The 15,012-nt window shown below is 36.1% G+C and carries 13 protein-coding genes; 4 read left to right on the forward strand and 9 right to left on the reverse strand.

The window, feature by feature from the left end; genetic code table 11:
- Positions 1-217: 217 nt before the first annotated feature.
- On the reverse strand, positions 218-1,822 hold the full coding sequence (locus tag B0X80_RS06505) for a sulfatase family protein (RefSeq protein ID WP_217697137.1): 1,605 nt from the start codon (positions 1,820-1,822) through the stop codon (positions 218-220).
- 449 nt (positions 1,823-2,271) lie between these two features.
- On the opposite strand from B0X80_RS06505, the gene B0X80_RS06510 reads away from it, so the two are divergent.
- Positions 2,272-3,525, forward strand: coding sequence for a sensor histidine kinase (locus B0X80_RS06510; RefSeq protein WP_077339030.1), 1,254 nt, complete (start codon positions 2,272-2,274; stop codon positions 3,523-3,525).
- Between the two features lie 11 nt (positions 3,526-3,536).
- Positions 3,537-4,082: a response regulator transcription factor gene (locus B0X80_RS06515; protein WP_077339031.1), complete on the forward strand. Its 546-nt coding sequence runs from the start codon at positions 3,537-3,539 to the stop codon at positions 4,080-4,082.
- Between the two features lie 17 nt (positions 4,083-4,099).
- Here B0X80_RS06515 and B0X80_RS06520 read toward each other — a convergent pair whose 3' ends face one another.
- The 8 genes from B0X80_RS06520 to B0X80_RS06555 form a co-directional block, all read right to left on the reverse strand.
- Entirely contained in the window at positions 4,100-4,567 is a 468-nt protein-coding gene (locus tag B0X80_RS06520; protein WP_077339032.1) for a TlpA family protein disulfide reductase, read from the reverse strand.
- The gene (locus B0X80_RS06525) at positions 4,564-5,793 is read right to left on the reverse strand and encodes a hypothetical protein (protein WP_077339033.1); all 1,230 of its coding nucleotides are present in this window, start codon (positions 5,791-5,793) and stop codon (positions 4,564-4,566) included. Before B0X80_RS06525 ends, B0X80_RS06520 begins: the two co-directional genes overlap by 4 nt.
- A gap of 41 nt (positions 5,794-5,834) precedes the next feature.
- Positions 5,835-7,967 carry a TonB-dependent receptor gene (locus tag B0X80_RS06530; protein WP_077339034.1) on the reverse strand — a complete coding sequence of 711 codons (2,133 nt, stop codon included), beginning with the start codon at positions 7,965-7,967 and terminating at the stop codon, positions 5,835-5,837.
- 143 nt (positions 7,968-8,110) lie between these two features.
- Positions 8,111-8,833 (reverse strand): SIMPL domain-containing protein, encoded by a 723-nt coding sequence (locus B0X80_RS06535; RefSeq protein WP_077339035.1) that lies wholly within the window; start codon positions 8,831-8,833, stop codon positions 8,111-8,113.
- Between the two features lie 127 nt (positions 8,834-8,960).
- Positions 8,961-9,698 (reverse strand): energy transducer TonB, encoded by a 738-nt coding sequence (locus tag B0X80_RS06540; protein ID WP_077339036.1) that lies wholly within the window; start codon positions 9,696-9,698, stop codon positions 8,961-8,963.
- Positions 9,695-10,288: an RNA polymerase sigma factor gene (locus tag B0X80_RS06545; protein WP_077339037.1), complete on the reverse strand. Its 594-nt coding sequence runs from the start codon at positions 10,286-10,288 to the stop codon at positions 9,695-9,697. Before B0X80_RS06545 ends, B0X80_RS06540 begins: the two co-directional genes overlap by 4 nt.
- Positions 10,289-10,312: 24 nt before the next feature.
- Positions 10,313-10,921, reverse strand: coding sequence for an energy transducer TonB (locus B0X80_RS06550; RefSeq protein WP_077339038.1), 609 nt, complete (start codon positions 10,919-10,921; stop codon positions 10,313-10,315).
- Positions 10,922-11,429: 508 nt separating this feature from the next.
- A complete protein-coding gene (locus B0X80_RS06555; protein ID WP_077339039.1) occupies positions 11,430-12,659 on the reverse strand; it encodes a glycoside hydrolase family 117 protein in 1,230 nt (409 codons plus the stop codon).
- A gap of 347 nt (positions 12,660-13,006) precedes the next feature.
- On the opposite strand from B0X80_RS06555, the gene B0X80_RS06560 reads away from it, so the two are divergent.
- Positions 13,007-14,473 (forward strand): methyl-accepting chemotaxis protein, encoded by a 1,467-nt coding sequence (locus tag B0X80_RS06560; RefSeq protein ID WP_077339040.1) that lies wholly within the window; start codon positions 13,007-13,009, stop codon positions 14,471-14,473.
- A complete protein-coding gene (locus tag B0X80_RS06565; RefSeq protein WP_077339041.1) occupies positions 14,457-15,008 on the forward strand; it encodes a DUF6436 domain-containing protein in 552 nt (183 codons plus the stop codon). The genes B0X80_RS06560 and B0X80_RS06565 overlap by 17 nt, the downstream gene beginning before the upstream one ends.
- Positions 15,009-15,012: the final 4 nt, after the last annotated feature.

The following is a 15,012-nucleotide window of genomic DNA, read 5'->3' on the forward strand; positions in this document are numbered from 1 at the left end:
AAGTTAATCGTACGTGATTTAGTCAGAAAAATTAGCAGTAAAAATATAAATATTTGAGGAGGTTTTACAATGAATACGAAGATATTAGTAACAAGCTGAATTAAAAAAGGGAAAACGTAAATGAATAATAATGTGTGTTTTTATTAGAAATAAAAAAGGATAAACATAACGTTTATCCTTTAATACATATTTGGCTTAGTAAGCAGGTTATGAATCTTTAACGCTTTGTGTATTGCTGGTACATTTGCGATAAATCCACTTGATCTTCAAGGCTATTTTGTAATGTTATCAACTCTGAAAATAAATCATTAACTTTTGATAAATACATTGCGTTATTAGCTAGATCTTGCATTTCGTTAGGGTCTTTTTTCAGATCAAATAATTTCACTTTATTAGCGTCCGGATAAACAATCAGTTTATATCCGTCTTTTTTGATCATTCTTTGACTATTGATATAAGCACCATAAATAGCATCGTAATGGCTTTTAGTGGCATTCCCCTTAGCTAGGTCGATAATCGAATTAAAAAATACATACTCAGGCTTATCGGCACCGGCTAACTCTAAGCTGGTTGCCATAGCGTCTTGCAGGTAAATGTTAGCATCAACTTTATGTCCGCCTTCAATACCTGGCCCCCAAATAATGAATGGGGCTTTAATACTTTCTTCATACATGTTTTGCTTACCAAATAAACCATGCTCACCTACCGCTAAACCATGATCTGCAGTATAAATAATATAAGTATTATCCATTTTCCCGCTGGCTTTTAGGGCTGACATAATTTCACCAACTTGCGCATCTAAATGAGTAATAAGTGCATAGTATTCTTTTAGATGCGCACGCGTTGCATATTCGGTTCGAGGAAATGGTGCTAAAGCCGCGTCTCGTAAACTAGGACCATTACCTATTAAATCTTTATCTGGATAATTGTCTTGCCAGCTTTTAGGTAACGATAAATCTGCTGCTGTGTATTTGTCTTGATACGCTTTTGGAGCTTGTCGTGGATCATGAGGCGCATTAAAAGCAATATACATAAAGAATGGATCAGGTTTAGTTGCCACTTGTTCAATAAAAGATACCGCGTCATCTTTTAGTACTTCACTCCAATGTTTACCACCTTTATAAAATCCACCATGCTTTGGATCCGTTGGCGACCATGAGTGATCGTCAGGGCCTAATGGGCGGTTATAACCTACAGGCATAAACTCTTGTACTGATTTATATTGGGTTTTACCCGCGTAAAAATCGCTAAACAGCTGAACCATTTTATAATGGTCCCAGTGGTCTTTTGGCATGCCCGGCCTAACGTGAGTGCTGGTATTAAAAACTTTGTCTGCCTTTGCTGCAACATGCCATTTACCTGTCATGTAGGTATCATAACCTTGTGCTTCAAGTAGTTTTGCCCATGTTTGGTCTATCCCTTTGCCTTGGCTAAACTCCATATCCATTTTATGGGCTTGCCACACTGAACGACCAGAATTTAGCATGGTACGCGATGCTTGACATACCGCACCATTCCAAGCCCCCATATTATGAGCATTAGTAAAGTTAACGCCTTTTTGCGCAAGTTTATCTAAGTTAGGGGTTTGTATTTCGGTATTACCGTATGCACCTATTGTTTTAGCTGATTGGTCATCAGCGAATATAAACACAATATTAGGCTTTGTTGACTTAACAGATGCTTCGTTTTGCTCTCTATTTAATTCTGCCACTTTTTTAGCATTAACCGTGTTATTACTGCTAGGTTCTGAACACCCCATGAAAGTAAAAATAGCCGCTATCACAAGAGTAAACATGTTAATTTTTATAGTTTTATTTGGCATGGAGAGTAACCTCGTTACTTTTCAATTGTTCTGAATATGTAGATATTTAGCTAAGTCCTTGTGCATTTTTAGGTAAGGTAAATTTTTTACGCTACCAATCGCTTGCTAAGCACTGCCGTCGATTGTTGGGGATTAAGCGCCAGCTAAGCTCCCTTTTGAAAATACCGTGTCGTTATTAAAATCTTGTTTAACGCCAATTAACTCTCATGCATAAAGTAATCTAGAAAGCTTTATAATAATAAGTCCGATAAAAATAATGCTATACCATGTTAACTGCCTTGCCTCCCTTTAAGGGGGAAACTATTGGGCTATACATGTCATCTCTTTAAGATAAAATACAGTTCAATAATTAATTTATTGTATGACAATTTATATACTAAATAAATACATCAAATATAAAACAATATGTACAACCTAGTTTCTCACACAATTTAAAGCGAAATGAATAAATGCTATTAACGCCAAAAAATACAAATAAATTACAGCTCATAATTAAATTGCGTTTTATCGCCGTTTTTATTCAAATTATTTTAATTTTATTTGTTAATTTAGGTTTAGATTACCACCTACCTACTGTCCCTTTATTTGCCATTATTTGTGCTGAGTTGGTATTTACTAGCGCGAGTTTTTTCTATCACAAAAGTAATATTTACACCCTAACGGCACTTTCAAACACGAAAGCTATTTTTATTCAAATTTGTGCTGATTTGTTGTTTCTATCCTTAATTTTATATTTCAGTGGCGGAGCAACTAACGCATTTGTTTCTTTATTATTAATTCCTATTGCCATTGCTGCGGTGTCATTAACATCTACATTACTGGTAATAATCGCAATACTTGCCGCTGTATCATACAGCTTACTTTTATGGCAATTACCTATGAGTGTGATGCATGGCAACATGGAAGGACATTTCATAGGAATGTGGATCAATTTTTTACTGTCAGCCAGTGTCGTTGCATTAGTTGTAGGCAAAATGGCACGCAATATTAATCAACACAAAATTGCTATTGCCACATACCGTGAGAACCTATTAAAACAAGAGCAAGTAATGTCTTTAGGGGTTGCCTCTGCTCAAGTAACTCATCAACTAGCGACACCAATATCAACGGTTCAATTACTTGCCGATGAGCTTTTAGAAGACATGCCAGAAAATAGCATTGTTAAGGATATGCAAACGGAGTTACTCCGATGTAAAAAAAGTTTAGAGGCATTCAGGCAAATAACATTCAATATAAAAGCACAAACTTTATTACCTACCTTATGTGAAGATATTCTCAAACAAATTGCTGATCACATTGCGTTAAATTATCCCGACATAATATTAAAACAAACTCACAATAATAAGGTATTAACGGATAAGGCCATTGAAGCAGACGCTTCTTTACTCCCTGCTATTTTAAACTTGATGAATAATGCCATTAGGGCAACTAAAGCAAATAATAACAATACTATTGAATTATCAAGCGACATAAATACTCATTTATGGCAACTTGAAATTAGAGATTTTGGCACTGGGTTTAGTACAGAAAAAATGGCAGAATTAGGTACAAAACCTGTAGAGAGTAAGCAAGGTTTAGGCATGGCTGTTTTTTTAAGTTATACAACATTAGAAAGGTTAGGCGGTAAGCTAACACTTACAAACCATAAAGGTGGTGGCGCACTCGTCACCCTGACTTTACCCATATATGTTAAAAAGCGTTAAAGGAATCGTACTTGAAATTACTCGTTGTAGAAGATGATCAGATATTTGCTAATACCGTAAAACGAAGAGTTGAAAAAAACGGTTTTGCTTGTATACATGCAGATAATGTTTCTGATGCTTTATTGGCATGCCATAGAGAATTGCCAAGCCATATTTTACTCGATATGAAACTGCATACAGAAAGTGGTTTAAGCTTAATAACCCCCATTAGAAAACTATTGCCTAATAGCCGTATTGTTTTGTTAACAGGTTACGCCAGCATAGGTACAGCGGTAGATGCTATAAAACTTGGTGCAGACGACTATTTAAGTAAACCCATAGATACAAAAACCCTTTTAGCCACGCTGAATAACTGCAGTGTGAATAATTTATCGAGCATAACACAAGTCGAAGAAGACGAGCTCACCCTATCGCCAGAAGAAGTAGAGTGGCAGTATATTCAGCAAGCATTGAAAGTAAACAAGGGGAATATTTCGGCTACAGCAAGGCAGCTTTCAATGCACCGACGTACCCTGCAACGTAAACTACAAAAGCGTACTGCGCCTGCTGAAAGTTAAAGAATTATTAGGTTGTTTTATAAAAGCCACTTCCTAAGCAGAGCGGGTTCTACTAAGCCACTTTTACCATGAAACGTCCCTTTTGTATCAACAAAGTAACTGCGTGGTAACTCACCATACCATGTAGGGTCTATAACATAACGATTACGATCAGCGGTTCCTTCTTCAAAAAAATACGTGGTGATATCTAATAATTGATACTTTTCCATCACCTGATAGCTTTCAGCATTTGCTTCATCGTCACCATCGGTATTAACAATAATCACATCAATATTAGGGTTTTCTTTACGTAAGCTTTTAATTAACGCTAACTCTTTATAACAAGCAGGACAATCAACTGACCAGAGCACCATTAACCATTGTTTACCTAGATTTTTATTTTTAATTCGATTAAAAACATCACCATTAAAAGGGGCTACATTGGCCAGAACGCTATAACTACAAAAAGCGATACCACATATAATAATATTTAAAATTTTACTCATAATGCTTGTATCCAATGACCTTGGTTAGGACGTTGCCACGATACATAGTTCACCTTGTTGTGCTTAATAATAAAGGGTCTATCAATACCATTTTTTGCTGTTTGCAATACCTCAGCTTTACCAAATGATTGACCGTAATTGGTTGAACGTTGATGCCACAATGTATGCTCTATGCCGTTAAATTGTGTCCAAACAATATCAACAATATTCCCATTAGACATAACGTTACCATAAGCGGCTTGTTTAGATAATTCACCGATTGATAAAGGAATTGAATGCGTTGCGCCCATGTCATCAGTTTGTGCATAAAAAATACCTTTGCCTTTTTCACCTTGGTTAAACCAAACGGTGTGGTAAGTATTATTGTCATCAACTGAAATTCCCCCACCTTGGTGTGGGCAACCAGCTATATGCCAATAGTCTTGGCTATATTGCTGAATTTTTGGCTTTTCGTTTAGGGTTATCATGGCGAATTCTCGAATGTTATCTCCGAATACATGCCGCCACAAAATAGCTAAGTTGCCTGATTTGTTTTCGTCCATAGCAATTCGGCAACATTGACACGTACCGTCGGCAAGCTCTTCATTGGTAAAGCTACTTGATGTATTGTTTCTAAAATTAGCTTGAGCTAAATAAAGCGCAGATCCTTTCGATGATTTACCCTGTTTACGTAATGCGTGAGATTTACGACCATCTAACCAAACAATGCTTACATCTCCTTTTTTTGAAACATGCATTTCGTTAAAACTATGGCCCGCTAATAGGTTGTCGTTGTTCACAGTAATAGGAGCTGAAAAGCTTTTTCCGTAGTTGTTAGAATATGAAAAACGAACATTCGCGGTATATTTTTGAGACAACGGTGAAGCCCAAGAAAAATAAACACCATTAGCGTTATCAAAGGCTATTTTAGGTCTGTTTTCATTGCGTGCTGATACTTTTTCAGCCGGTATACCCACCTGCTTAGCTTGAGCAAAAGTAGTGCCTTTATCGAGCGATATTTGGTAGTAAATAGCACTGTCCGCCGCCCATACTCGCCATAAATCACCATTAGGTGCAAAAGCTAAAGTGACTGTTTTAGCGCATGTAATATCAACACCTTCACATACATTTTTATCTGGCTTTTCCATTGCTGCATGATTGTGTGCTGCCAGTACTGATGCAGATATACACAACAACAGCGATAACAAACTTAATACCTGTGTAATGCTTTTACTAACTGTATTCATGTGTTTTTCCATTTAAATAATTACGTTGTTGTCTATACCCGTTACCAATTGTAGTTAAACCCGACATACAAAGTACGAGGAGCACCTGCCGAAATTGAGTTTCTACCGTAGGTATATTCAATTTCTTGAATATATGCTTTATCGGTTAAATTAAGTACACGTGCATTTAATGTTAACTGAGGCGACACTTGGTAATAAGCTTTAAGGTTTGCAACGGTATAACCATTGTTAGTGCGTGCTTTATTGGTTGCGGGATCTGTTGAATTAGCATCGTCAAGCCAGTATTCACCAATAGATTGCACTTCTAACATGGTAGAAAGTTCAGGTAAGGTTTCAGGGCTGTATCTAAAACGCACATTAGCAATATATTCAGGTGCTGATTGCATTTTATTACCTGAAAGATCATTACCTGAAGCATCTATAAACTCATCAAATTCATGCTTACTTTTAGTGTAAGTTACACTCATATCAAAGGTATCGGTTACTTGCCAATCAACAGCAAATTCAATACCTTTATGAATAACACGACTGGCATTGGTTAAGTAGCGCTGTCCATTTGCCTTGTAAGCATGAACAATACCGTCATCTACGTCCATATAATATATAGCGGCATCAAATGTTACCTGCTCAAAATTCGCTTTATAGCCTATTTCAAACGTGTCTGATACTTCAGGATCTACCGACTGAGCTACACCATTATCTTTTGCTGTTAAGTGAAATAAGCTCCCTGCTGTAGGTAATCTAAAACTATTGGCATAACGAAAATAGGTACTGCTGTTAGCGTCAATATTATAATTTATACTTGCTTTAGGGCTTAAATGTGTGAAGCTGTCATCGGTATCTTCAATACTCCAATTTCCATGACCTATATCGCCGTAAACGCCTAACTTATTATCAAAATCATAGGTTGCGTAGTCAAAGCGAGCCCCTACAGTTAATACAATTTTTTCACTTAAATGTCTGGTGTGTTGAACATAAGGCGATATGCCTGTGTAAGTTGTTGTATCGTCATAAAACTTCTCACCTTTTACAAAAGTATCTGCTCCCCAGTCGGTTGTTGTAAAGTCTAATGGTTGATACGAAAATTGATCACCATTGGTGTATTCAGCATCAAACCCCACCGTTGTTTCACTGTTCGAATCATGTTCAAAATTAGCTAAACCTAACAAACCCAATGTAAGTACATTAGATTCAATGGCTGGCATGTTTTTGTTCCACGTAGCCGTGTAATTATTGGTGCGATAACGCGCGTAAGGAATTAATGAGTAAAACGCATCACCGCTTGATTTATCCCATTGTGTAGATAAACGCATGTATTGTGTTTTACGTAACGGGTCATTATTTAATACCGCTTCAGATAAACCTGAATTTGTGCGATCGTTCGCGTATAAGTCGTCGGTTAAACTACCCGCCATTTCTTGTTCTAAGTCTGATGCGATAAAAGACGTGGCTAGCGTTTCGTTATTATCAATATTGTATTCATGACGAATGTTAATCTCACCACGTTTTGAACCGGTATGATCACGCCAACCACCATTATTTAAATAAGACGCTGACACTCTAATAGCATTTTTACTGTCTATTTTTTGAGAATGACTTGCTTGAACTTTGCCGTAGTCGTCTTCACCTAAGGTTACGCCTAAACTGGTTTCAGTTTCATCGGCAATAGGTTTCGACAATATATTGATGGTTGCAGCAACAGCACCTGATCCATACAAAGCAGTACCGGCACCTTTAAGTACTTCCATACGAGAAACGTTTGAGTTAAAGCTAGACCACCACAAACCATTGTGATTAAAAAAAGCGGGTGACTGTAGAGGAATATTGTCTTGCAAAAAAAGGTAATAACCACTGGTATTCATGGGCATACGAATAGCCGTTTGATGACCTTGCCCACCTGATAACTGATTAACTAATACACCACTTATACTATTAAGTGATTCAGCAACATGCTGGCCGTTATCAATATTAAGTTCGTCTTGTCCAATTCCATGAACCGACATAGCTAAGTCTGTATCTAACATTTCTTTACGGTTTGACGTAACAGTCAATCGCTCAATTTGACTGGTTTTATTAGTATCAGCAATAACTTCAGGTGAGACATAAGCGAGTGTAGAGAAAGACAATGGGGCAAGAATAAGAGACAGCGCTGAGAGTTTAAATGATTGGTTCATAAGTAAATAACACGAGTTAACAAAAATAAAAAGTTAACGCTATGTTATCTACTTATGATCTATTTGAAATGTGACAAAATGTCTCACTTTTTCATTTAATTAATGAAATAGCTCTTTTTAAATCTAAAAACAGTATGAATAACCTAATCAATTAAATAAACAGCGTAGATATGTTGCACCACATCAATAGAACCAGCTTCAAACGCACCATCGACAACATTAGCAGGAGCTGATTTTAAGCTCGCCATTTCCATCATACCGCGACTTGAATACGGCGCTTCGCCTTGAATAGGCTCTTTTGATGCACGATATAATTGCCCTAAGTTTACTTCAAAGCCTTTTGCTAGATCTTTTGCTGACTGTTTAGCATCAGCAATAGCCAGTAGCGAGGCTTTTTTATTAAGCGCTTCCATATTTGAAGCAATAAGTTGTACGCCATGCATTTCGGTAACACCAGCATTCACTAAGCTTTGTACTAGGTGTGAATAACGTTCTAAATCTTTAAGATATAGCTGAACGGAACGAGTAACTTTGTGACCTATAAACACTTGTTTACGCGTTATATTGTCGTATTGAGTTTCGCGTTGAATATATAGCTCAGACGCTGAAATGTCTTTTTTATCAAGACGGTAATCTTTCGCTATTTTGATCACTTTAGCTGATAACGTATCGGCTTCTTTTTTGGCTTTGATCAGGTCTTTATCACGCGTAGTAATTGAAAAGGATATTTTTGCCGTATCAGGCACTACGGTAATTTTTCCCGTACCTTGTACGTAAAAATGTGGCACATTGGGTAATGAAGCTGCCGCAGTAAAAAAGCTCATACAACCTAAAAGTATGATGGTGTTTCGCAGTAAATATCGCATAGTGTTTCCTTTTTTATTAATGCTTAAATATCTTATAAATTATGACCCGTTTTATAACCTAGAATTCATTTAACAATTGTATCAATTTGTACATTTCATTCAGGCTCTGTTCATCTTTTTCCTTCAATTATTTCCGATTAAACTGAAACTCTACCTGCAATGCTTTACCTAAAGATGATTCAGGAGCATAACGCCATTGCGATAATGCTTCTTGAGCTGATCTTTCTAGATCTCGGTTCACGTTACTCTCTACCACGGCTATGTTTTCTACCGTGCCCTCGTCAGACAAAGTATACGTAAGTTTAACTCTCCCTGACTGACGTGATGCACTATGTCGGCTTAAGTCAGGCATCACCTTAAATGTAGGATGCACGAGATGAGGTTGTAATTTATTTGGCACTAGGGCTATTGCTTCAACATTTAGACTGTTTATGCTTATTGCCTTGGCAGGTTTAGGTTTAACTTGAATGTCTCTATTAATTTCAAAGTTTCTTGTTGGCTGCTCGGCTAGCGTTTGTCGTACCTTTTTTTGTTCTTTCGGCGGCGTTACATTAATAGGCTGATTCGCTTTATCAAATTTATCTATATCAATAACTTCAACAAGTGTCATTGATTCATTTGGCGACTGTGGTGTATTTTCGGGAAGCTGTGCTAAATGATTAATTACAGCAAAAATTCCAAACGAAGCAACGCCTCCTAACATTAATATCGAAATAACTTCTTTCATTCGATACCTTTTTTTAGGTGAATTTTCTGCCACAGCTCCTTCAAAGGTTATATGAGGTGCTTGAATGTTATTTTTTCGCTGTAAATAAAGAGCGTCGATATCTTTATCAAACTTATCGCTACCCTTTTCGGTACTCATGATGTGGTTCCTATTTTATTTTTTAAATGATTACGTGCATAACGTAATCGGCTTTTTATGGTTTCTTGCGACTCGCTCGTTAAGTCACTTATTTGAGATAACGAAAAACCTTCTTGTTGCAATATAAAAGCTTCTTTTTGTAAAAAAGGAAGTGTTGATAAAGCTTGATTAAATTGCGCTAGTTTATCTTTTGTTTCAAGCTGTTGTTCAAGACTATTTTCAGTGGCTATTTGGTCTTCAAATTCTATATGTTGCCATCGATTTTGTTTACGTAGTTCGTCAATTAAGGTATTTCTCGCTATGGTAAACAACCAACTTTTAACGTGAGTTGGGGTAACCGAGCTTTGCGTTTTCATGACTTTAAGCCAAGTTATTTGTACGACATCTTCTGCAGTCGCTTTGTCTGACTGACTTAATAAATAGTGATACAGAGCAAGATTAAACTCCCCAACTAATAAGCTTAAGTACTGTTTTTTACCTGTCGCAATATATTGCGCCATCACCTTTTCAGGGCTAGCGCTCATATCTACATTTGTTAGGCTGGTTTGTGTAGAATTAAACCAGCCTCTAATTTTTGAAGGTAAATTCAAATGATTCCCTAGCAAGTCAACAATCTAAATTTGTTGGTCCATATTAAAATCTAATTGCACCGTTTGATGTGTTTGATATACGGTTTTTCCGTTTAATAATTTTGCTTTATATTTCCACCTTTTTAAGGCTTGTTTGGCTGCTTTATCAAATGTACGTTTAGGATAAGAGTCAAGTATTGAAATATTAACCACTTCACCTACTTTGTTAATATCGAATGCTAACTTAACCCAACCTTCAATACCATCTCGCGCTGCTGTTATCGGATATTTAGGACTAATACGTACAATAGGTCGAGCATCGTGATCGGGTTTTGTAAAAATATCTCCTGTACCTAATGTTGTTGATGGTACTTTTACATTCACAAGTATTTCACCTATTCCATCTGTGGGTAAAGTTGGATCAATTTCAGTCATTACTTTAGGCATAGGCTCTGGTGCTTTGGGTGGTTCAGGTAGTTTTTTAACTCTGTCTACTGCCGGTTTTTCAGGTTTAGTTTGGTATACATCAACAATGACATCAGGTAATGGGTCAACAATATTAACCTCATCGCTGTTAACTAAATACGCCATAAATACAAATAAACTAAAAGTAACAATACTCGCTAACGATATAACACTCAGTAATTTTTTCATTTTAAATCCTCTATATACCCGTTACCATTCAAGATGCAGGTTTCAGTGGGAACTAAAAACAATTTAGGCAAGGCATTAAGTTTCAGTAATGGTTATTCCCTTACTAAAGTTAATAACGCGGCATAAATTGTTTTTAGACCCATCGAAGAAGCGCTTGAGCAAAATCACTTCTTCGTTAATGCTTTTTATAAGGGAACGACCATTATTACAAAGCATTGCCTTGAATTGATATCGCTCAAGCACTCTGAAATAGCCTCTTGAGTGGTAACGGGTATAAAACATTAAAGAGGTGTGATCACACAACAATTGATAGTAAACATGTTCCGTCATGTTCAGATATATAACGTTTGGGAATTAAGAAAGGGGTTAAATAAATTTAACTTTTTTATAGGAGGTTTTATTTGAGAAAGAAAATAAGATAATAATAAGTGAAAAAATCTCGTTATTACCTTATTAAAATATCATTACTGGTAAGTGGTAAAGTACAAATTAATGGATAGTATTAAACTTAATCAAGCGTCGACATTTTTTTACGCTTTTCAAAAGCAGAGCCTAATCCTTGAGAAAAATACACATCAGATTTAAGAAAGTACTCTGTGTCTCTCATTGAAGGTTCGTTTACTTCTTGGTGAAGATCGCAATCAAAACGAGCCAAAATACTGTGCCTATGTTGTCGACTACCTTGATGAGCAAAATGTGAAAGTCCCCATAAAATCCCTTTACCATTTTTGGTATCAATAAAAGCATCTGGTATGTATGGGCCTGCAGCAACAGGCATTAAGGATACTGAGCTTTTTACTTCAAAATTTACGCCGTCGGGAGCGTATTGAATCGTGTTATTCTCGTTGCCGTGCCTAATGCTTAAAGCGGCTATACCTTCTTTCCATGGAAATAGAGTTGTTTCATGACCTGAATTTAATACAGGGTTGAGTTCATGCTTATCAAAAGGCCCTAATGGATTTTCGGCAATGGCCAAACCTTGAGCACGATGTAATATACCGCTTTTACCAAAATCAGATTTATAATATAAGTAGATCTTGCCGTTATGTACTAATGGATAAGGGTCATGTATAGATTTAGAATCCCAAGCACCTTCAGGCCCATTAGGAATAACAACTTTATGAGTAGGTGTCCAAGGCCCTGTAGGAGAATCTGCAACTGAAACCGTTACGGGACAATCGTCTCCTCGCTTTCCTGACATTTCCATAAACCCTTGATAGTAAAGGTAGTACTTGTTTTTCCACACTAAAATATCAGGTGTAGAAACTGAACGCCAACCCACATTAGGTTTCTCAGGTCGCTTAATGGCAACACCTTGTTCTTTCCAAGTAAAACCATCTTTGCTGGTGGCATACCATACTTCGGCAAGATCCCAATCGCTAGACGGAATAACATCACTCCCCCCTTTAGCTCCTCGTGGCGGTATTGGGGTATCACGCTTTGTATACCAAACATAATATTCACCATCGACTTTGATAATTTTACTGGGATCACGACGACTAATAGTTCCGTTACCTTGTTTGTAATCAAACCCTTTTAAACGTGTGTAACGAAATAAGCTATGAAGTTCATTTTCACGATACGACGGTGCTTCATAATGCTCGTAAGCTCTTTCCATAGCTTTGCTAAGAGCCATATCAGGTTTTTTATCAGGCATATAAAATGGAAAGGGAATCAGATCTTCAGCATGAGAAACTAAAGTACAACAAAACAGTAAGCACGTTAAAAAATTTAACATCCTATTCTTATTAATTAAATGATAATACATAACCCATCTCATATTTATTTTAATCACACACCACTTAATCATAAAATTATCAATTTATATATAAATAACACTTGAGATTACAAAATATTACAATACAAAAATAAGGTTTAATTTAGAAAAAAGCTATACTACGGGGCATTGCTCGTACTAACAACGACAACATTTTACTTATAAATCTCTTATGTCTTCACAATTAAAAACTTTACTTATATTTATTAAAGTTTAACTAAAAAAAGCCGACTCTACTGTCATCATAAAATTAATCGTTTAACAATATTTTCTATGCGCTTTACTTCTCTTATTAGGATCACTATAAAATGTCAAAAGTAACTCAATTATTCACTTACCTCTTAATCGTTTTATTTATTGAGTCACTAGCACTTGCTTCTATTAACGAGACATTCGTTGAAGCCTTTGTTATTGGTCTCCCTAGCCTATTAATACCAATATGGATGTTTAAAAAACTCCCAAATTCATCTTTAACTCAACATACCGCAGCATTAGCAACCATGATATTTGCTTGCTTACATATACATCAATTAAGTGGCCTAATAGAAATTCACTTTGAAATATTTATACTTATGGCCTTTCTCATTGTATTTAGTAATTGGACCGTATTTATTTCTGCAGTAGGTTTGGTGGCTGTGCACCACCTATCTTTTTATTTTTTACAAACAGAAAATTACGGCGTTTATATATTTGATCAAGATAGGCTTATGTTCAGTACGGTATTAATTCATGCCGTTTATGCAGTCATTGAAGCGTTTATTGCAGGCTATGTTGCAAAATTAATGTACGACGAAAGTTATGTGGGTAAACAATTATCATACGTTTCTGAAATAATAACTCATAACCCTGAATCGATTGACGTACATGTTCGCGCAGAAGCAAAATCAAATGCGATTTTAGCTAACTTTAACAAACTACTCTCACTTTTTAGTTCTATGGTCATCCAAGTCAAAAACATATCAAATGATCTCGAAAAAAATGCTTATGCTTTAAATGATGCTAAAAATGAATTACATCATTCAATAAAACAACGCCAAGTAGAAACTGAAATTATTGCAACTTCCGCTGAAGAAATGTCAGTAACAGTGGCATCAATTGCACAAGACGCCTCTCAACTGAGTCAACAGATGCAAGAAGCAAACACTCTTACACTAGATGCGAATAAACAAATCTGTGAAGTAAATATTAATAATTCAGAGCTAACATCTTCATTACAAAAAACGAACGAGGAAATTAGTGAATTAGTCAATTCTAGTGCTGATATAGCTACTGTGTTATCTGAAATAACTAGCATTGCAGAACAAACCAATTTATTAGCATTAAACGCAGCCATTGAAGCAGCTAGGGCTGGTGAGCAAGGCCGAGGGTTTGCTGTTGTTGCTGATGAAGTGCGAGCTTTAGCCAATAGAACTAAAGAAAGTACAGATAAAATAGCTGATACTGTTAATAAACTATCATCTTATTCAAAACGCTCTACAGACTCTATGGATATGAGTATTAGTGCAATTAATATTATTATTGCGCGAACTCAAGAAGTAAGTGAAATAATTAATCAAGCATCTAGCCTCGTCTCTGACTCTAGTAATATTGCAATTAATTTAGCCGCATCGGTAGAAGAACAATCAGCCACTACAAATAGTATTGCTCAAAGTACAGAAAACTTAAATGCAATGGGCCATCAAGATTCGGAAAAGGTAATAGTATTAGCTAACGAGGCGGAAAAAATTAATGACTCAGCAGCAGCAATGGGTGTGAGTGTTGCCAACTTTAAATAACTCAATAACACATAATGCTAAAGCCACTAAGTATCATTATGGTGTTATTTGTATTTGGTTAATATTTACCATTTTTACTGCAAGCTATTTCATTCGCGATCGCCTAACGCTATTTGATCCTCAAGAGAAACTCACTAATTTAACTCAACGCATGTTAGTTAAAAATATTTTGGAGGAACTAAATTTACCAAAACATTTACCAAATACCCTCATCAATATTATTGATGAGGGTTGTCGTTGTAATCTTATTAGCAGAGATCATTTAGCTGATGTAAAACGCAATGCAATTAACAATAATATGACTGTAATCAATATAACTTTGCCGGCTCGCTTTAACGGTATTATCCCTTCAACGCCTTCCGTATTAGCATTAGATCATAACAGCGCACTTATTTATTTTGGTCCCTACTCTGAAGGTTTAGCTTGTGGGAAAGGTGAAGGTATAATTGATTTAGTATTATCAAATTATAAAAAAGGTTTTAATGCTCAACTGATAATGGCAAACTCTGAAGGCTGTTATTGCAACACACTATAAAATT

Origin of the sequence: Pseudocolwellia agarivorans (assembly GCF_002000085.1) — a bacterium.
Taxonomy (GTDB): domain Bacteria; phylum Pseudomonadota; class Gammaproteobacteria; order Enterobacterales; family Alteromonadaceae; genus Pseudocolwellia; species Pseudocolwellia agarivorans.